Consider the following 16957-nt stretch of genomic DNA (forward strand, 5'->3'; position numbering starts at 1 on the left):
GGCGGGCGGAGGGCCGGTCCGTGCCTTTTGTTGCCTTTGGCACCTACCTACTGTTGTTTGAAGAAGAGCTTGCGGCCCAGCCGGGGCTGGATCCCGCGACCCTTGCAGCTGTTGCACGGGCGTTGGGCGTAGCTGAAGATGCCGCCGTGGTGCCGGCCGGCACCTTTGCATCGGCCACACTTCGCGTTCGGGTGCAGGGACAGTGAGACGACGTACAGGGCGAACGCCGCCATCAGGAGCAGCAACAGCATGCCGGTCGGCCCGATGGCCGTCACGACGTCAGCGGCAGTGCTCGTGTTCGAGTCCGTGGCCTGGGTGGCCGCCTGTCCTGCGGCGGTCACGTGGTCAGGCTGTGGAGTTGGTGCGGTGCCCATTGCTACCGCGATGTGGTGCGCCAGGTTCATGGCGTTCCGAGGGGCGGTCGAACAAACATCGCTCCAGAGTGGCGCGCATCACGCGAAAAGGCAATTCCATAACGTAAAGATGTGGACAACCTCGGCGTGTCTTCTGGTGGGGTTAGGTAAGGCTGCCTTCGGGTCTGCCCGGCAGCGGACTTGTATAAGCTCTTCTTCGTGGCTGACGCACCGGTGGGGATCTTCGATTCAGGCTTCGGGGGACTCACTGTCGCCCGTGCGGTTCTGGACCAGTTGCCGCACGAACCGATCCTGTATCTGGGTGACACCGCCCGCCAGCCGTACGGTCCGAAGCCGATCGCCGAGGTGCGTGAGTACGCGCTGGAATGCCTGGACCATCTGGTCGAGGCCGGCGTGAAGATGCTGGTGATCGCGTGCAACTCCGCCAGCGCCGCGATGCTCCGCGACGCGCGCGAGCGGTACGACGTACCGGTCGTCGAGGTGATCCTGCCGGCGGCGCGACGGGCCGTTGCCGCGACGCGGAACCAGCGCGTCGGCGTGATCTGCACCAAGGCGACCGCGCAATCGCTTGCTTACGAAGACGGTTTCGCCGCGGCGCCGCAGATCGAGCTGTTCACCCAGGCGTGCCCGAAGTTCGTGCCGTTCGTCGAGGCCGGCGTGACGTCGGGGCCGGACCTGATCGAGGCGGCGCACGAGTACCTCGATCCGATGGTCGAGGCCGGCGTCGACACGTTGATCCTCGGCTGCACGCACTATCCGTTGCTCACCGGCGTCATCTCGTACGTGATGGGTGACAACGTCACCCTGGTCAGCAGCGCGGACGAATGCGCCAAGGACGTCTACAGCATGCTGACGAAGACCGGCCTGCTCCGCCCGGACAACCTGCCGGCGCCGCAGCACCGCTTCGTCACCACCGGCAGCCCGGACGAGTTCGCGGCCATCGGCTCGCGCTTCCTCGGGCCGGTGCTGTCCGCGGTCGATCAGTTCGCCTGGGTTCGCTGAACTGTGACATGGGTCGCATCCAGATGTTGTCAGGGGCATCAGACCGCGGCGGAACGCCTGTGTGGCAGGCGGATCGACGCGTCGGGGTTTCCTGCGAACGCCGGAACTCGCCGGTAGTGTTCGAGGTATGAAGCTCACCGTGATCGGTTGCTCCGGGTCCGTGCCCGGGCCGGACTCGGCCGCCTCGAGCTATCTGGTCACTGCCGACGGGTTCAACCTGATCCTGGACCTCGGCAGCGGTGCGCTCGGTTCGCTCCAGCGGCACGTCGCCGTGCCGGAGATCGGGGCGATCGGCCTGTCCCACCTGCATCCTGACCACTGCATGGATCTGTGCGGTCTGTACGTCGCGGCGAAGTACGCGCCGGGCGCGCCGATCCCGCGGATCCCGGTCTTCGGCCCGCCCGGTACGGCGGAGCGGATGGCGCTGGCCTACGACCTGCCGCTCAATCCGGGGATGGAGGAGGAGCTGGAATTCCATGCCTGGCAGGACGTTCAGACCGTCGGCCCCTTCACGATCCGGACCGCGCCGATGGTGCACCCGGTGCCGGCGTTCGCGATCCGGGTCGAGTACGGCAACAAGTCGCTCGTCTACACCGGCGACACCGGGCCGAACGACGCGTTGATCGACCTGGCCCGCGGCGCCGACGTGCTGCTGTCCGAGGCGGCGCTGCCGGACAACGATCCGCACAACCCGACCGACCTGCACCTGACCCCGGCCGACGCCGGCGAGCACGCGAAGAAGGCCGGCGTGAAACGACTCGTCATCACCCACGTCCCACCGTGGTACGACCGCGTCACCCAGGCCGAGAACGCCCGCCGTACCTTCTCCGGTCCGGTCGACATCGCCACCCCGCATGCCGTTTTCGACATCTGACGGCGTGCGGTTGTGGACCGCAACCACCGGCTCGGCAACCTCCGCGCCCGCAGTGGTGATCCTGCACGGCGGGCCGGGATTGTGGGACGACTACGCCGTCCTCGCGGAGATGATCGACGACCTCACCGTCGTGCACCGCTTCGACCAGCGCGGTTGCGGCCGCTCGGACCCGTCCGAGGTCCAGACCATGGCCCGGCACGCGCAGGACCTCGACGAGCTCCGTGCCTACTTCGGCCATGAGCGGATCGTTGTCCTCGGCCACTCCTTCGGCGCATCGCTCGCGCTGCTGTACGCCGCGACGTACGGCGATCACGCGGCGGGTCTCGTCTACCTGGACGGCGTCGGCATCGGCGACTGGCGTACGTCGTACCACGCGGAGCAGGCGCGCCGGATGACGCCGGAGCAGGGTGCGCGACTCGACGAGCTGACCGGCCGGAAGCGCACGCCGGCCGAGGAGACCGAGTTCCGGGCGCTGTCGTGGTTCACCGATCACGCCGACCGGGACCGGGCGATGGAGTGGGCCTACGCGAGTGCGGCCGTCGAGCTCCCGATCAACTTCGCCGCCAACAGTGCGCTCGGTGCGGAGATGCGGCGCTGGCCCGACGACTACGTCCCCGGTCTCGCAGCGGGCCTCGAGTGCCCGGCCACGTTCATCCACGGCGAGGGCGATCCGCGGCCGGCGTTCGCCGTACGGGACTTGGCCGCGCATGTCCCGCACCACGCATTCGAGCTGATCCCGGACGCCGGGCACTCGCCGTGGCTGGAGCAGCCGGAGCTGGTGCGGAGCGTGCTGCGACGCGTCGTGTCAGGCGAAGAAGGGGCGTAGGGCCTGCGCGACCTGGGCCGGGCCGCCGTCGTCGGTGGGGCCGGAGTGGTCGAGTTTCGGGATGGTGATCCGGGACGAGCGCGGCAGCACCGCGGCGAGCACGTCCAGCGAGCGCCCGAAGTACGCCGAGCTGCGGGAGCCCGTGAGGAGCAGGACGTCGGCGTCGACGGTCGCGTAGTCGTCCGTCGTGTCCGCGAGTTGCGCGATCAGTTGCATGTCGGCGGACATCGTCGGGACCAGGTCGGGGATCGGTACGTTGTCGCCGGTGGGCTTGCGCTGGAGGCGGAGCACGACGTTCATCGGCGGGACGAGGACGAAGCGGGGGACCGTGGTGAACAGACGATCCGCTTGGAGACCCTTGAGCACGCTCACCAGCGCCGCTGCCGTCTTGCCGTCGGCGAGCTCGCGCTGGTACCGCGGCACCCAATCGACCGGGACCGATCCGTTGACCGACAGCGGCGGCTCGTAGAGCGCGAGCTTCTCGACGGCCGGCGTCACCCTGGCCGCACGGAGGCCGATCAGCGCGCCTGAACTCAGTCCGAACACCCGCGAAGCGCCGGTCTCCTTGAGCAATGCCTGCAGGTCCTCGACCTCGCGGTCGATCCCGTAGCCGGTGCCGTGCGGTCCGCTCAGGCCGCGGCCCCGGCGGTCGGGCACCGTGACGGTGAAGTCGTCGGCCAGGGCCGTGGCCAGCTTCATGAAGTCCTGCGCGGCGAGCATCGACCCGTGCAGCAGGATCACGCCCGGCCCGCTGCCGACCTGCCGATAGCCGATCACCGTGCCGTCGGCCGAAACCACCGATCCCTTGCGATACATCCTGTCCTCCCAAACCCGGGCACGCTGTACGCAGTAACCGTACTGCGAACAGCGTGCGCAGTAAACTCCTGGCCATGGACCGACCTCCGATCTGGCTGCGCCCGGAGCGAGCCGCCCGCGGACCCCGGCCGGCACACAGCCGCGCCGAGATCGCTGCGGCCGCCGTCCGGGTCGCGGATGCCGAAGGACTTGTAGCGGTGTCGATGCGGCGCGTCGCGACCGAGCTCGCCACCGGCACGACCTCGCTCTACCGGTACGTCGACGGCAAGGACGAGCTCTTCGACCTGATGGTCGATCACGCGATGGGCGACGGCCGGCCGCCGGTGCCGACCGGCAGCTGGCGGGTCGACCTGGCGGCGGTCGCTCACGCGCAACGCGCCATGATGCTGCGCCATCCCTGGCTCGTCCGGCTGCCCGCGACCAGGCCCGTCCTCGGTCCGAACACGCTGGCCTGGCTCGAGGCGACGTACGCCGCGGTCGACGTACCGGGTCTGCCTGCCGACGAGGTGCTGGCGCAGGCGGCCACCCTGCTGACCTTCGTGCGCGGTCATGCGCTGGAGGAGCTGACCGAGCGCGAGGCGGGCTCGACGATGGCGGACTGGCTGACGAAGCAGTCGCGGCAGTACGCCGAACAGGTGATCGGGAGCGGCGACTACCCGCATCTGAGCCGGATGATGCTCGAGGCCGAGACGCCGCATGCGGCCGACCGGTTCGACCGGCTGTTCACGCGGAGTCTCGACCACGTGCTGACCGGGCTGGCGGCGGATCGGGGCTAGACATCGAGCAATTCTGAGATCTACTCTCAAATTAGAGCTGATCTCAGAAAGGTGTTCTGTCATGACCGCAGCAACCCTCGACCCGCGCCGGTGGTGGGCGCTGGGTGCGATGTCCATCAGCCTGATCGTGATCGGGCTGGATCTGACCGTGCTGAACGTCGCGCTGCCGACGCTGGCGACCGATCTGAAGGCATCGACCAGCCAACTTCAGTGGTTCGCGAACGCCTACACGCTGGTGCTCGCCTCGCTGCTGCTCCCGGCCGGCCTGCTCGGCGACCGGTTCGGCCCGAAGCGGCTGATGCTCGGCGCGCTCGTGGTGTTCGGGCTCGCCTCCGCGGCGTGCGCGTTCGCGAACTCGCCGGGTCAGCTGATCGCGGCGCGGGCGGCGCTCGGGGTCGGCTCGGCGTTCCTGATCCCGCTGTCGATGTCGTTGCTCAACCTGCTGTTCGCGCCCGAGGAGCGGCAGCGCGCGATGACGATCTGGCTGATGGCGAACTCGATCGGGATCCCGCTCGGTCCGCTGCTCGGCGGCTGGCTGCTGGACCACTACCGCTGGGGCTCGATCTTCTTGATCAACCTGCCACTAGTTGCAATCGGACTAGTTGCCGTGGCGCTGTTGATCCCGTCGATGGCCGGCCACCGTTCGCGGCGCATCGACGTACCGGGGATTGTGCTCACCGCAGCCGGACTGGTCTCGCTGACGTACGGGTTCATCGGGGCCGGCGAGCACGGCTGGGGTTCGGCATGGGCGCTCGGTGGGATCGCGGTTGGAGTGGTTTTCCTGACTGCGTTCTGGGCGTGGGCCCGGCGTACGGCGGATCCGTTGGTCGACCTGAAGCTGTTCAGGTCGGCGGGGTTCACGTGGGGGACCGTGCTCGCGACGCTGGCCTCGTTCGCGTTGGTGGGGTTGCTGTTCGTGCTGCCGCAGTTGTTCCAGGCCGTGCAGGGCGCGGATGCGTTCCAGGCCGGGCTGCGGTTGCTGCCGATCATCGGCGGGATGCTGATCGGCGCCAAGGTGGCCGAGCGGCTGCTGGAGCGGGCCGGGGCGCGGGTGACGGTGGTGATCGGGTTCTCGCTGATGCTGGCCGGGTTGGTGATCGGGGCGTTCACGAGCGTCGGCGACGGCTACGGGTTCACCGCGATCTGGGTCAGTCTGGTCGGGATCAGCATCGGGTTCACGTTGCCGCCGATGAACGGGCTGGCGCTCGCGGCGTTGCCGCTGGAGCGGAGCGGGTCCGGGTCCGCGCTGATCCAGGCGTCACGGCAGGTCGGCGGCACGCTCGGGGTCGCGATTCTCGGCACGGTGCTGAACGCGGCGTACCGGAGTCATCTGGACGTCAGCGGACTCCCGCCCGCGGCCGCCGGCGTGGCGCGCGACAGTGCGTCGGCCGCGATCGCGATGGGTTCGCCGGAGCTGACTCGCTCGGCGCGGGCGGCGTTCGTCGACGGCATGAACGTGACGCTGTGGGTGTGCAGCGGGCTCGCGGTGGTCTCGATCGTGCTCGCAGTCGGGTTCCTGCCACGTCGGACCCGCGTTGCTGACGAACAAGTTGTCACAATCAATGCATGAGCGGGTTGCGGGAGCGGAAGAAGGCCAGGACCAGAGCGGCGATCCAGGAGCACGCGCTGCGGCTGTTCCGGGACCAGGGGTACGCCGAGACCACGGTCCAGGAGATCGCGGACGCGGCCGAGGTGTCGTCGGCGACGTTCTTCCGGTACTTCCCGACCAAGGAGGACACCATCGTCCTCGACCGGCTCGACCCGCTGATGATCGAGCTGTTCCGCAACCAGCCGCCCGAGCTGACGCCGACCGACGCCTTGCGCGCCTCGATCCGGCAGAGCCTCGACACGCTGACCGAGGACGAGTGGGCGCTGGAGTCCGAACGCCAGCAGTTGGTGATGCACGCCCCTGAGCTGCGGGTGCGGATGCTCGACCAGCTCTATGAAGGCATCGACCTGCTGGCCTCTCTCGCAGCCGAACGGACCGGCCGGGCACCGGACGACATCGCGGTCCGGGCCTGGGCCGGGGCGGTCGTCGGCGTCGTGATGGCGACGTACCAGCAACTGGAGATCGACGGCCCGCTCCCGAAGTACCTCGAGACGATGGACCGCGCCTTCGACCAGCTCGGCGGCCTTCGGCTCGGACCGTAATCAGGCCACAGTCAGGCCACAGTCAGGCCACCTTCTCGGCCACCTGCACGGACAGCGGATCGCCGGGCCGCAGACCGAACGCGGCGGCCGCGGAGCCGCCGCGGATCACCAGCTCGGTGAAGCCGCTGCCGGAGCTGCCCTGGATGATGCCGGGAGTCTTCCGCGGTACGGCGGTCAGGTGCGGGTAGCAGGTCACATCCTTGCTCTGGGCAACTGTCACGACCTCGCCGGGGGTGAGGCCGAGGTTGCGGTCGAGTTTGCAGTTGCCGAAGTTGTCGACGACGGCAACGACCGGGTCCTCGTCGGGGGTCTCGGGGATCGCGGTGCCGACGGCGGGTACGGCGCGACCGTCGGCGACCCATTTCGCCAGCAACGGCAGGTACCACAGGCTCCTGAACTGCGTCCCGGCGATCTTCTCGATCTCGTCCGGGGTGAATCCTGCCGCGGTGACGGCCTCGCGGATGTCGGTGACGTAGACCCGGTCGATGCCGAGCTCACGGCGTACCAGGGAGAGGGCGCGGGCGGTGAAGGTGCTCGCGACCAGGTGCTTGCCGTGCCAGAAGAAGCAGAACGGGACGCCGTTCGGCCAGACGCCGTCGCGGGGCGCGATGTTGAGCAGCGTGATCGTCGGATGGCCGTCCCCGCCGAGCGAGGAGGTGGCGAGCAGACAGTCGAGCAGGGTCAGTGCGGCGAACGACTCCGGATCGGGTCCGTCGGCGGCCACGATGGTCGGCGACTGGCCGAACAGGGCGCCGATCCGGGTGCTGAGTCTGGCTCGGGCGTTGGCGTCGTAACAGTCGGTGATGTAGGTGATCGGGTACATATGAGGCTCCGTGAGGTTCGCAGCGGTTTTGGGAAACGAAAGAGGCCCCCGACATCGGGGGCCTCTCGCTGCAAGCACACGTGCCTACGCCGCTAGAGTCCTCCGCATCGAGGGCTCAGCATTCGCAGTGCGGCGTACCAGGTCACGTCGTGGAGAATAGCACTCAGCGAACTTGGCCGTTGTCGAAATAGCTGACCAGGGCCGGGTCCAGCGGTGGGATGTCCTGCGGTACGCCGTTCGCGCGGAGCGACTGGGTGGCGGCGTAGCCGGCCGCGACTGCGGCGCGGGCGGCGACCGGGGAGGTGAGCGTCGCGCCGCCGTCGCGGACGAAGTTCACGAACTCGGCCACCAGGTGCGGGTCGGCGCCACCGTGGTGCTCGGTCTCGCCGGCGATCTCGACGACCTGGTCGGCGTCCTCGCGGTATCCGGAGCGGCGGCTGTTCCACACCTTCACCACACCGCCCGCGGTGTCGCCGAAGTTCTCCAGCCGGCCGTGGGTGCCGATGACGGTGTAGTTGCGCCAGTAGTCCGGTGTGTAGTGGCACTGCTCGTAGGTCATCAGGACCCCGTTGTCGAGCAGCAGGTTCGCCGTCGACAGGTCCTCGACGTCCATCACCGGCGCCAGGCCCTTCTGCTCCAGCGGCGGCCAGTTCTTCTCGCTGACGAACTCCTTGAACCGCTGGTCCGACCGGTCCTGCCGGTCCGTGATCCCGCCGTACAGCGTGAGCGCGCCCATCGCGTTCACCCGGGTCGTGTAGCCGCCGGCCAGCCAGTGCATCACGTCGATGTCGTGGGCGCCCTTCTGCAGCAGCAGCCCGGTGGTACGGCGACGGTCCGCGTGCCAGTCCTTGAAGTAGAAGTCGCCACCGTGGCCGACGAAGTGCCGGCACCAGATCGCCTTCACGTCGCCGATCGCGCCGTCCTGGATCAGCTTGCGCATCGTCAGTACGACGGACATGTGGCGCATGTTGTGGCCGACGTACAGCCGGGCGCCGGAGTCGTACGCCGCCTGCAGGACCCGGTCGCAGCCCTCGGCGGTGATCGCCAGCGGCTTCTCCACGAACACGTTGACGCCGGCGGTGAGGAAGTCGATCGCCGGCCCCTCGTGCAGGTCATCCGGCGTCGTCAGGAACACACCGTCGAGCTTCTGGTCCAGCAGCTCGGAGTGGTCGGCGTGCGCCGTTGCTTGCGGGTACAACTCGAGCGTCGCGTCCCGCTGGGGGGCGGACGGGTCCGCGACGGCCACGACCTCCGACCCCTCGCCGGGACGGTGCGCGTACTTCGCGATCCGACTCCGGGACCCAAGACCCACCACGCCAAACCGAAGATCACTCATACCAGCACTCCTGCGCATAGTTGTTTCCATCAGCCTAACTCCGAGCAGTTCTGATCCTCAATCACCTGCCTTTGCCGTGACGTTGCCCCACTCGTCACCCGCCGAACATCACCGTCTCGCTCCGTACGCTCAGGATGGCGGAATGTGAGCCTCCACTACGTGGCACTGGGGGACTCGACCACCGTAGGTGTCGGGGACCCGATGAACGGCAGCAGTACGACCGACCTGTCCGGTGCCGGTGCGCGCCCGGGCGAGGGGTGGCGGGGCTGGGCCTCGCTGCTCGCCGACTCCCTGGCCAGCTCCCACCGTGTGACGTTCTCCAACTTCGCGACCAGCGGCGCCACCGTGCCGATCGTCGCGACCGAGCAACTGCCCGAAACCGGTGATGACCCGATCGACATCGCCTCCCTCATCGTCGGGGTCAACGACACCCTGCGGTCGACCTTCGACGCCGGCCGGATCCGTGAGCATCTCAACCTGGTGGCGGAGCAGCTGACCGCCCGCGGTGCGCTGCTGCTGACGGTCCGGTTCCACGACCACGGCAAGGTGTTCGGTCTGCCGAAGTGGCTGCGCCGGCCGTTGTGGCACCGGATCGAGCAGGTCAACGTCGTGTTCGACGACCTGCACGCCCGGTACGGCGGCATCCGGCTGGACATGGCCGACTACCCCGAGGTGTACCGGCGGGACTTCTGGAGCATCGACCGGCTGCATCCGGGGGAGCGCGGGCACCGCAAGCTCGCCCGCGCATTCGCCGACGAGCTGACGGTCCGCGGGCTGCGGATCGACGTACCGCCGGAGCTGGACTGTGCGTACCGGTCGCCGAGCCGGTGGGCGGACGCGATGTGGCTGGTCCGCGAAGGCGTGCCGTGGGTGGGGCGCCGGGCCAACGACCTGGTGCCGTGGGCGGCCCGGATGGCGGTCACCCAGGTCCGGCCGTTCGGCCGTCCGTCCGGGCCGCTCGCCCTCCCGTCGTCGTCCATCGGCCTCCCGCCCTCGACCAATGCGGAGGTCCAGCGTCTGGAGGCATAGGGTCTGATTCATGGCTCGTATCGATGGACGTACTGCTGACCAGCTCCGCCCGGTGACGATCACCAGGAAGTGGCTCGACCACGCCGAGGGCTCGGTGCTGGTCGAGTTCGGGCGGACCCGGGTGCTGTGTGCGGCGAGTGTGACCGAGGGCGTGCCGCGCTGGCGGAAGGGGAGCGGGCTCGGCTGGGTCAGCGCGGAGTACGCGATGCTGCCGCGGGCGACCAACACCCGCTCGGACCGCGAGTCGGTGAAGGGCAAGATCGGCGGCCGGACGCACGAGATCTCCCGGCTGATCGGGCGGTCGCTGCGGGCCGTCATCGACTACAAGGCGCTCGGCGAGAACACCATCGTGCTGGACTGCGACGTACTGCAGGCCGACGGCGGGACGCGGACCGCGGCGATCACCGGCGCGTACGTCGCGCTCGCGGACGCGGTGTCGTTCCTGCGCGGGAAGAAGCTGCTGAAGAGCGAGCCGCTGACCGGGACGGTGTCCGCGGTGTCGGTCGGCATCATCGACGGCGCCCCGATGCTCGACCTCTGCTACGAGGAAGACGTCCGGGCCGAGACGGACATGAACCTGGTGATCACCGGCGACGGCAAGTTCATCGAGGTGCAGGGCACGGCCGAGGGCGCGCCGTTCGACCGCGCCGAGCTGGACAGCCTGCTGGAGCTCGGGATCTCCGGGTGCGCGGAGCTGGCGAAGCTGCAGCAGGAGGCGCTGGCGTGAGCAAGGTCCTACTGGCTTCGAACAACAAGAAGAAGCTCGAGGAGCTGCGGCGGATCCTGACCCCGATCGTGCCCGGGATCGAGGTGGTCGGACTCGGCGACGTCCCGGCGTACGACGAGCCGGCCGAGACGGAGCCGACGTTCGAGGGGAACGCGCTGCTGAAGGCGCATGCCGCGCTGGTCGCGACCGGGCTGCCGTCGATCGCGGACGACAGCGGGATCTGCGTCGACGCGCTGAACGGGATGCCCGGCGTGCTGTCGGCGCGCTGGTCCGGTCCGGCGAAGGACAACCACGCGAACAACCTGCTGCTGCTCGGTCAGCTGGAGGACGTGCCGGACGAGCGGCGCGGCGCGTCGTTCGTCGCGGCGGTGGCGTTCGTGCGGCCCGGCGCCGACGATGAGGTCGTGATCGGCGAGATGCGCGGATCCGTGATCCGCGAGCTGCGCGGCACCGGCGGCTTCGGGTACGACGTGCTGTTCCAGGCTGAGGGTTACGACCGGACCACGGCCGAACTGTCCATCGAGGAGAAGGACGCGATCAGTCACCGCGGCAAGGCGCTCCGGGCGCTGGCCCCGCTGGTCGCGAAGGCGTTGGGGAGCTAGCCATGTTGTTCGCAGGATCGGATCGCGACGGGGTCGCGGACGGCAAGATCACCGTGGCGTACCGGCGGTGGGCGGAGCCGCGGGTGGTCGAGGGACGGATCTACCGCACCAACGCCGGCCGGATCGAGATCGACAGCATCCGTCAGGTCAACCCCGAGCTGATCGCGGACACCGACGCCGAGGTGGCCCTCGCCGATCGCCGCAACGCCAAGGACGTCCGCCGCCGGCTGCGCGGTGACGAGTCGATGCCGACGTTCCTGATCCGCTTCCACCTGGTCGAGGGACCGGATCCGCGCGAGCAGTTGGCCGCGCAGACCTCGCTCAGCGACGAGGACCTGGCCGACCTCCGCACCCGCCTCGGCCAGTTCGACCAGCTGAGCCACCACGGCGCGTGGACCACCGAGACCCTTCGCCTGATCCAGTCCAGGCCGGCCACCAGAGCTGCGGACCTGGCTGCCTCCGTCGGCCGCGAGACCGCGCCGTTCAAGCTCGACGTCCGCAAGCTGAAGAACCTCGGGCTGACCCACAGTCTGGAGATCGGCTACGAGCTCAGCCCCCGGGGTACGGCGTACTTGGATGCGCTGGGCAACTAACGCTTGAGGTTGAGGGTGGCGAGCAGATCCTCGTGGAGCTCGAACCAGACGCGGTGGCAGGAGTCGACGTCGCTGCGGTCGACCCAGGCTGTGTCGCCCGCGGTGGCGCGTGCGAGCGCTGCTGAGAACCTCGTGTTGTAGCCCTCGAAGCGGGGGAGGGCGTCGGTCAGGCGGTCGGCGATCGAGGCGAGAGCGCCGTCGATCGCCGTGAGTTCGTGCAGGACGCCGGCGTCCCACGCGGGGTCGTCGTGGTCGTTCGCGGCGAGCGGGTCGGATTGGGTCGGGCGCAGTTGCCAGTCCGTGCAGGCGCGTTGCAGAAGCGCGTTGAACGGCAGGAACTCGGCGTACACCTCGCTCACGGTGTCCCTTGCGTTGCCTAGCTCGGCTGCGAGCAGGCGCTCGTTCTCCACGCGGCCGCTCTCGGTCAGCGACCAGCCCGCCGTACCTGCGAACGAGCTGCGCGTCGTCCAGCCCCGCGCCGCGGCGTCGTGCAGCGCCTCGTCGGTCGGACCTGGCTGGAGGTCGAAGCGCTCGGCGATCGCTGTGGTGTCGGCGAATCCCAGCAGCCGGACGGCGTGCAGCACCAGATGCATCATGAGTCCATCCGCGCCGCGAGCCGGTTGAACCGCTGCTGACAGGCCTGCGGGGAACTGAACCCCATCGCGTCGGCCATCTCCGCCCAGGTCAGCCCCGAGCTCCTCGCCAGGAACAGCAGACCGGACTCGACCTCCTCGACCTCGGCACGCGCGGCCGGCAACAGGGCGAGCGCGGCCAGCAGGTCGTCGTCGGTCAGGTCGGTGGATCGCCAGGCCGCGAACTGGGTGAGATCGACCGCCGACAACGGGATCGGCGCCGGCCGCCACGGTCGCGCGGGCAGATCCTTCGCGCCCGTCGCGAGGAGCTGCTCCCGGGCCTCGCGCTCCCGCTGAGCCTGCTCCTGGTCGGCGTGGGCTGCTTCCCGGTTGCGTCGCATCCGCCAACAGTGGATCATCAACGGAACGTTGTCAACGTTTTGTTGTCAACGTTCCGTTGATAGGGGGAGGCTGCATGCTGGTGCCGCTGGCGATGGCGACCGTCGACACGTACGGCGGCAAGGCCGGTGGACTCGGCGCACTGATTCGCGCCGGCCTTCCGGTTCCGGACGGGGTGGTTGTCCCTGACGGCCCGATCGCGGACGACCTTGGGCGGTGGCTCGAGCGGATGGGCGACGCGCTGGTCGCCGTACGGTCGTCGGCTGCGAACGAGGACACGGCGCTCACCTCGGCGGCTGGGCAGCACGACAGTTTTCTCGGCGTACAAGGGCTGGCCGCGGTTCTGGACGCCGTACGTGCCTGCCGGGCGTCGGTGTGGTCGCCGCGTGCAGTCGCCTATCGGAACGGATCCGAGGCGCCGTCGATGGCCGTGATCGTCCAGCGCCAGGTGGACTCGGACGTCTCCGGCGTGATGTTCACCGCGTCGGGCGCGACGACGATCGAGGCGTCCTGGGGACTAGGTCCCAGTGTGGTCGAGGGCCGCGTGACCCCCGACAGGTACGAGGTCGCCAACGGCACCGTGATCCGCACGATCGCCGACAAGCCGACCGCTCTCGACTCCCGCCTCCGCGTCCATCAGGTCCCGACCGACCGGCGCCGCGCCGCCACACTCTCCGACGCAACCGCCGTACAGCTTGCCGACCTCGGTCAACAGGCCGCCACCGTCCTAGGTGCTCCTCAAGACATCGAATGGGCGATCGCGAACCACACCCCGTGGCTCCTCCAATCCCGCCCCATCACCGCTCAACTCCCGGTCCCAGCCCCAGCCCCGGCCACGCTCCTCCGGGGCACCCCCGGCAGCCACGGTACGGCGACCGGTATCGCGCGGATCGTCCGTGGCCCGGCCGACTTCCCCCACGTCCGCCCCGGCGACATCCTCATCTGCCCCTTCACCGACCCCGCCTGGACCCCACTCCTCGCCATCGCCGCCGGCGTAGTCACCGAGACCGGCGGCATCCTCTCCCACGCCGCCATCGTCGCCCGCGAACGCCACATCCCCGCCGTACTGGGCGTCCCCCACGCCACCACCAAGATCCCTGCCGGCAAACCCGTCACCATCAACGGCACCACCGGCGCCATCGACCTGTGAGTCAGCGGTTGTCGCCGCTGCCGCTGAGTTTGTTGCGCTGCTGGCGGTCGGCGAGTTTGGTGAGGTTGAGTTGCGCGATGTCTTCGAGGGGTACGTCGAAGTGGTCGGCGATGACCGCGATGTACCAGAGGGTGTCGCCGAGCTCCTTCTTCAGGTCCTCGGGGTCCCACCGGGTGAAGTCGCTGTCCTGGTCACGGACGATCTTCTTGGCCTTCTCGGCGATCTCGCCGGCTTCACCGACCAGCCCGAGCAGCAGGTGGAAGACCTCGTTGTGCTTGTCCTTCGGAGCGGCGGTCCGAAGCGCTCCCTGCTGGTACTCGTTCAAGTGCACGTGCCAGAGGCGGGAGTTGAACCCGCACGCCCGGGGGCGCCGGCACCTAAAGCCGGTGTGTCTGCCGTTCCACCACTCTGGCTGAAGAGGCACACAAGCCTCCCCTAGGCAGACATCCTAGGGGAGGCTTGCGTATCAGCGGCTCTGCAGGGCGTCGATGAAGACGTTCTTCAGGTCGCCTGGCTGGCGGGCGACATACGCCTGGCCGCCGGTGGCCTGGGCCAGGGCGCTGAGCTCGTCGGCGTTCACCTCGGGGCCCATACCGAGGGCGATGATGCGGACCGGGCGGCCGGGGTCCTGCAGGCCGCGCAGCGTGTTGACGGCCTGGGCGAGGGTCGGGCTGCCCGGGTCGTCGTTCTTGCCGTCGGTGAACAGCAGGATGGAGTTCACCGCACGCTGGTCGTAACCCTGCCGTACGGCGCGGACCGCGGCGATCGCGGTGTCGTACAGACCGGTGCCGCCGTTGGCGATCGGGTGCTGGATCTTCAGCTGGTCGACGATCTTCCCGCGCTGCCGTTTCGACAGCGGCCCGATCGGCACCAGCTCCTTGTAGTCGGCCCCGTCGGAACCGATCTTCGTCGAGAACGTCCACAGGCCGAGCGAAGCGCTGTCCGGGAACAGCGTCAGCCCGCCGATCGCCGCCTCGATCGTCAGCTGCATCCGGGTCTTCGAGCCGACCTTGTCGGCCATCGAGCCGGAGACGTCGATGACAGCCAGCGAGTGTGTCAGCAGCGACAGCCGGGTCCAGTTCTGCAGCGTGGTGTCGATCGCCTCGCTGGTCGGCTTGGTCAGCTGGTTGACGTCGCCGACGCCCCGCCCGCCGCTGAGCGGGCTCAGCTGCGTGTCGCGGAAGCCGGCCTGGTCACGAGCCTGACCGGCCGCGTCGGTCAGCAGTTCGCCGGCCAGCGCCTGCGCGGCGTCGGACGCCTGGTCGGTGTCCGACTTGGCGGTGACCACGATCGGGTAGTCCAGGTACAGCGTGCCGGTGGCCGGCTGGATCGCGCGCAGCTGCGCGTCCGGGTGGTCTTCCTGGTACTTCACGAAGCTCTGCTCGGACGCCGGTACGACGGTGGTGCTGCCGTCCTGGTCCGCCCGGCCGAAGAGCGCTTCGGCGTCCGTGTACGGCTTGGCCATCGAACCGAGGCGCTGCGCCAGCGGAACGATCACCTGCGACACCTGGGTCTCGGACGCGGACGTCTTCGCCCGCTCCGCCTGCACCGCGAGCAGCGCGAGCGCGCCGGGCGAGGTGCTCAGCGGGTCGAGCAGGGCGGGCTGGGTCTTGCCCATGATGCGCAGCCAGGAGGACGTGTCGGCGAAGTTCGTCCTCCTGCCGACGAGCACCAGCGGGGAGGTCGCGATCGACTGGACCGCGATGGTCGGGACGCTCTCGCCGTCGTCGGCCTGGGCGACCCACAGCGAGGAGTCCGGCACCCACAGGTCAGGCCGGTTGTCGCTGCCGTGCGCGACGTCGCGCGCGACCTGGGCCGAGGGCGCCGCGGTGATGGTGAACTGCAGGCACGGGTTGCCGTCCTTACCGCCCTTGGCCGCCAGCGACTTGGCCGCGGTCTCGAGCGAGGACTGCATCTCGGGCGTGGTCGCCAACTGGACCTGCGTCGGGTCGTCGCATGCTTTGTTGCCGCCGAGGAACCCGTCTGCACCCGACTCCGATCCGAAGGAGCGGACCACGAACACCGCTCCCAGGGACAGCACCAACAAGCCGACCGCGGTGATGTACACCGAACGGCGGTTGTTGTTACGTCCCGTCACCGCAGAGGAATGTTTTCCCATCGCGGCAGGTCCCTCCCTCCCAGAGGCTGACTGCGCGCGCAGATTACCCGGTTTCGGCAGGTCAGGGCGAAGGCCGCGACGATTCTTGACACAGCTGTGGTTGAACGCGGGTGGTCCCCGCAGTACCGCTCTTTCACAGGAACGCTGTAAAACTCACCGACCGTGTCGACGCCGTCGCGGTCCGGTGAGATCTAGGTGTGATCCAAATCACACCGATCAGTTTGGTCAAACGACCGTTCCATGGACCATCTGCATGAAACGGTCGAAGGTTTCCCTCCGGGAGCGGATGTTTGCGGGTGCCTTTTCACAGGCCCCGGGATTCAGAGACCCAGGTCGCGGCGGAGCTTGGCGACGTGCCCGGTGGCCTTCACGTTGTACTGCGCGACGGCGATCTTCCCGTCCGGGTCGACGACGAACGTGGACCGGATCACCCCGGTCACCTTCTTGCCGTACATCGTCTTCTCGCCGAACGCGCCGTACGCCTGCAGGACCTCCTTGCCGGGGTCGCTGAGCAGCGGGAACGTCACGCCGTCGCGCTCGCGGAACTTCGCCAGCTTGGCCGGCTTGTCCGGCGAGATCCCGAGGACGGCGTACCCGGCGGCCTGTAGCGAGTCGAGCGAGTCCCGGAAGTCGCAGGCCTGCTTGGTGCAGCCGGGCGTCATCGCGGCCGGGTAGAAGTAGACGATCACGCTCTTCCCGCGCAGGTCCTTCAGCGCCACGTCGTTGCCGTCGGCATCGGGCAGGGTGAAGTCGGGTGCGGTGTCGCCGACGGACAGACGATCGGACAT

At 68.9% G+C, this 16957-nt stretch carries 20 protein-coding genes and 1 tRNA gene; 11 read left to right on the top strand and 10 right to left on the bottom strand.

All coding sequences use genetic code 11. The annotated features are described in order from the left end of the window. Positions 1–47 precede the first annotated feature (47 nt). Entirely contained in the window at positions 48–341 is a 294-nt protein-coding gene (locus OHA18_RS24145) for a hypothetical protein (RefSeq protein ID WP_328997551.1), read from the bottom strand. Positions 342–572: 231 nt separating this feature from the next. On the opposite strand from OHA18_RS24145, the gene murI reads away from it, so the two are divergent. The 3 genes from murI to OHA18_RS24160 all read left to right on the top strand — a co-directional run bounded on the left by murI (position 573) and on the right by OHA18_RS24160 (position 3076). Next, positions 573–1376: a glutamate racemase gene (murI, locus tag OHA18_RS24150; protein WP_328997552.1), complete on the top strand. Its 804-nt coding sequence runs from the start codon at positions 573–575 to the stop codon at positions 1374–1376. Between the two features lie 127 nt (positions 1377–1503). Then, a complete protein-coding gene (locus OHA18_RS24155) occupies positions 1504–2250 on the top strand; it encodes an MBL fold metallo-hydrolase (RefSeq protein ID WP_328997553.1) in 747 nt (248 codons plus the stop codon). Continuing rightward, positions 2231–3076: an alpha/beta fold hydrolase gene (locus OHA18_RS24160; RefSeq protein WP_328997554.1), complete on the top strand. Its 846-nt coding sequence runs from the start codon at positions 2231–2233 to the stop codon at positions 3074–3076. The genes OHA18_RS24155 and OHA18_RS24160 overlap by 20 nt, the downstream gene beginning before the upstream one ends. On the opposite strand, the gene OHA18_RS24165 is transcribed toward OHA18_RS24160, so the two are convergent. Further along, positions 3056–3892 (bottom strand): alpha/beta fold hydrolase, encoded by an 837-nt coding sequence (locus OHA18_RS24165; protein WP_328997555.1) that lies wholly within the window; start codon positions 3890–3892, stop codon positions 3056–3058. The two genes, OHA18_RS24160 and OHA18_RS24165, sit on opposite strands and share 21 nt — an antisense overlap. Positions 3893–3966: 74 nt before the next feature. On the opposite strand from OHA18_RS24165, the gene OHA18_RS24170 reads away from it, so the two are divergent. The 3 genes from OHA18_RS24170 to OHA18_RS24180 all read left to right on the top strand — a co-directional run bounded on the left by OHA18_RS24170 (position 3967) and on the right by OHA18_RS24180 (position 6819). Next, on the top strand, positions 3967–4668 hold the full coding sequence (locus OHA18_RS24170; RefSeq protein ID WP_328997556.1) for a TetR/AcrR family transcriptional regulator C-terminal domain-containing protein: 702 nt from the start codon (positions 3967–3969) through the stop codon (positions 4666–4668). A 61-nt stretch (positions 4669–4729) separates the two neighbouring features. Next, complete coding sequence (locus OHA18_RS24175; protein ID WP_328997557.1) at positions 4730–6238, top strand: DHA2 family efflux MFS transporter permease subunit; 1509 nt, start codon at positions 4730–4732, stop codon at positions 6236–6238. Beyond that, entirely contained in the window at positions 6235–6819 is a 585-nt protein-coding gene (locus OHA18_RS24180) for an acyl-CoA-like ligand-binding transcription factor (protein WP_328997558.1), read from the top strand. Before OHA18_RS24175 ends, OHA18_RS24180 begins: the two co-directional genes overlap by 4 nt. Positions 6820–6841: 22 nt before the next feature. Here the strand turns inward: OHA18_RS24180 and OHA18_RS24185 are convergent, their stop codons facing one another. Together OHA18_RS24185 and OHA18_RS24190 are read right to left on the bottom strand one after the other, a co-directional pair. Continuing rightward, positions 6842–7642: an SAM hydroxide adenosyltransferase gene (locus OHA18_RS24185; protein ID WP_328997559.1), complete on the bottom strand. Its 801-nt coding sequence runs from the start codon at positions 7640–7642 to the stop codon at positions 6842–6844. Positions 7643–7805: 163 nt separating this feature from the next. After that, on the bottom strand, positions 7806–8978 hold the full coding sequence (locus OHA18_RS24190; protein ID WP_328997560.1) for a Gfo/Idh/MocA family protein: 1173 nt from the start codon (positions 8976–8978) through the stop codon (positions 7806–7808). Between the two features lie 159 nt (positions 8979–9137). Between OHA18_RS24190 and OHA18_RS24195 the strand changes: the two genes are divergently transcribed. The 4 genes from OHA18_RS24195 to OHA18_RS24210 are packed head-to-tail and all read left to right on the top strand — an operon-like array spanning position 9138 to position 11929. Then, positions 9138–10007: an SGNH/GDSL hydrolase family protein gene (locus OHA18_RS24195; RefSeq protein WP_328997561.1), complete on the top strand. Its 870-nt coding sequence runs from the start codon at positions 9138–9140 to the stop codon at positions 10005–10007. A 10-nt stretch (positions 10008–10017) separates the two neighbouring features. After that, complete coding sequence (gene rph, locus OHA18_RS24200; protein ID WP_328997562.1) at positions 10018–10734, top strand: ribonuclease PH; 717 nt, start codon at positions 10018–10020, stop codon at positions 10732–10734. Further along, a complete protein-coding gene (gene rdgB, locus OHA18_RS24205) occupies positions 10731–11336 on the top strand; it encodes an RdgB/HAM1 family non-canonical purine NTP pyrophosphatase (protein ID WP_328997563.1) in 606 nt (201 codons plus the stop codon). The genes rph and rdgB overlap by 4 nt, the downstream gene beginning before the upstream one ends. A gap of 2 nt (positions 11337–11338) precedes the next feature. Beyond that, positions 11339–11929 carry a hypothetical protein gene (locus OHA18_RS24210; RefSeq protein WP_328997564.1) on the top strand — a complete coding sequence of 197 codons (591 nt, stop codon included), beginning with the start codon at positions 11339–11341 and terminating at the stop codon, positions 11927–11929. Here the strand turns inward: OHA18_RS24210 and OHA18_RS24215 are convergent. After that, the gene (locus tag OHA18_RS24215; RefSeq protein WP_328997565.1) at positions 11926–12525 is read right to left on the bottom strand and encodes a transcriptional regulator; all 600 of its coding nucleotides are present in this window, start codon (positions 12523–12525) and stop codon (positions 11926–11928) included. The two genes, OHA18_RS24210 and OHA18_RS24215, sit on opposite strands and share 4 nt — an antisense overlap. Continuing rightward, positions 12522–12902, bottom strand: coding sequence for a hypothetical protein (locus OHA18_RS24220; protein ID WP_328997566.1), 381 nt, complete (start codon positions 12900–12902; stop codon positions 12522–12524). The genes OHA18_RS24215 and OHA18_RS24220 overlap by 4 nt, the downstream gene beginning before the upstream one ends. Before the next feature lie 74 nt (positions 12903–12976). On the opposite strand from OHA18_RS24220, the gene OHA18_RS24225 reads away from it, so the two are divergent. Beyond that, positions 12977–14050: a PEP/pyruvate-binding domain-containing protein gene (locus OHA18_RS24225; RefSeq protein WP_328997567.1), complete on the top strand. Its 1074-nt coding sequence runs from the start codon at positions 12977–12979 to the stop codon at positions 14048–14050. Position 14051: 1 nt separating this feature from the next. On the opposite strand, the gene OHA18_RS24230 is transcribed toward OHA18_RS24225, so the two are convergent. From OHA18_RS24230 to bcp, 4 genes are all read right to left on the bottom strand, one after another. Next, positions 14052–14381, bottom strand: a complete 330-nt coding sequence (locus OHA18_RS24230) for a nucleoside triphosphate pyrophosphohydrolase family protein (protein WP_328997568.1) — start codon at positions 14379–14381, stop codon at positions 14052–14054. A gap of 1 nt (position 14382) precedes the next feature. Then, positions 14383–14463 (bottom strand) — tRNA-Leu (locus tag OHA18_RS24235). Between the two features lie 53 nt (positions 14464–14516). Continuing rightward, positions 14517–16148, bottom strand: a complete 1632-nt coding sequence (locus OHA18_RS24240) for a substrate-binding domain-containing protein (protein WP_328997569.1) — start codon at positions 16146–16148, stop codon at positions 14517–14519. A gap of 341 nt (positions 16149–16489) precedes the next feature. Then, positions 16490–16957, bottom strand: a complete 468-nt coding sequence (gene bcp, locus OHA18_RS24245; protein ID WP_328997570.1) for a thioredoxin-dependent thiol peroxidase — start codon at positions 16955–16957, stop codon at positions 16490–16492.

Origin of the sequence: Kribbella sp. NBC_00709, assembly GCF_036226565.1 — a bacterium.
Classification (GTDB): domain Bacteria; phylum Actinomycetota; class Actinomycetes; order Propionibacteriales; family Kribbellaceae; genus Kribbella.

Coding starts and splice junctions, on each gene's coding strand:
- OHA18_RS24170 (WP_328997556.1), top strand. CDS start 3,967: ATGGACCGACCTCCGATCTGGCTGCGCCCGGAGCGAGCCGCCCGCGGA.
- OHA18_RS24215 (WP_328997565.1), bottom strand. CDS start 12,525: ATGATGCATCTGGTGCTGCACGCCGTCCGGCTGCTGGGATTCGCCGAC.
- OHA18_RS24180 (WP_328997558.1), top strand. CDS start 6,235: ATGAGCGGGTTGCGGGAGCGGAAGAAGGCCAGGACCAGAGCGGCGATC.
- OHA18_RS24155 (WP_328997553.1), top strand. CDS start 1,504: ATGAAGCTCACCGTGATCGGTTGCTCCGGGTCCGTGCCCGGGCCGGAC.
- OHA18_RS24160 (WP_328997554.1), top strand. CDS start 2,231: ATGCCGTTTTCGACATCTGACGGCGTGCGGTTGTGGACCGCAACCACC.
- OHA18_RS24210 (WP_328997564.1), top strand. CDS start 11,339: ATGTTGTTCGCAGGATCGGATCGCGACGGGGTCGCGGACGGCAAGATC.
- OHA18_RS24225 (WP_328997567.1), top strand. CDS start 12,977: ATGCTGGTGCCGCTGGCGATGGCGACCGTCGACACGTACGGCGGCAAG.
- OHA18_RS24185 (WP_328997559.1), bottom strand. CDS start 7,642: ATGTACCCGATCACCTACATCACCGACTGTTACGACGCCAACGCCCGA.
- bcp (WP_328997570.1), bottom strand. CDS start 16,957: ATGTCCGATCGTCTGTCCGTCGGCGACACCGCACCCGACTTCACCCTG.
- OHA18_RS24220 (WP_328997566.1), bottom strand. CDS start 12,902: ATGCGACGCAACCGGGAAGCAGCCCACGCCGACCAGGAGCAGGCTCAG.
- OHA18_RS24175 (WP_328997557.1), top strand. CDS start 4,730: ATGACCGCAGCAACCCTCGACCCGCGCCGGTGGTGGGCGCTGGGTGCG.
- rph (WP_328997562.1), top strand. CDS start 10,018: ATGGCTCGTATCGATGGACGTACTGCTGACCAGCTCCGCCCGGTGACG.
- OHA18_RS24190 (WP_328997560.1), bottom strand. CDS start 8,978: ATGAGTGATCTTCGGTTTGGCGTGGTGGGTCTTGGGTCCCGGAGTCGG.
- OHA18_RS24165 (WP_328997555.1), bottom strand. CDS start 3,892: ATGTATCGCAAGGGATCGGTGGTTTCGGCCGACGGCACGGTGATCGGC.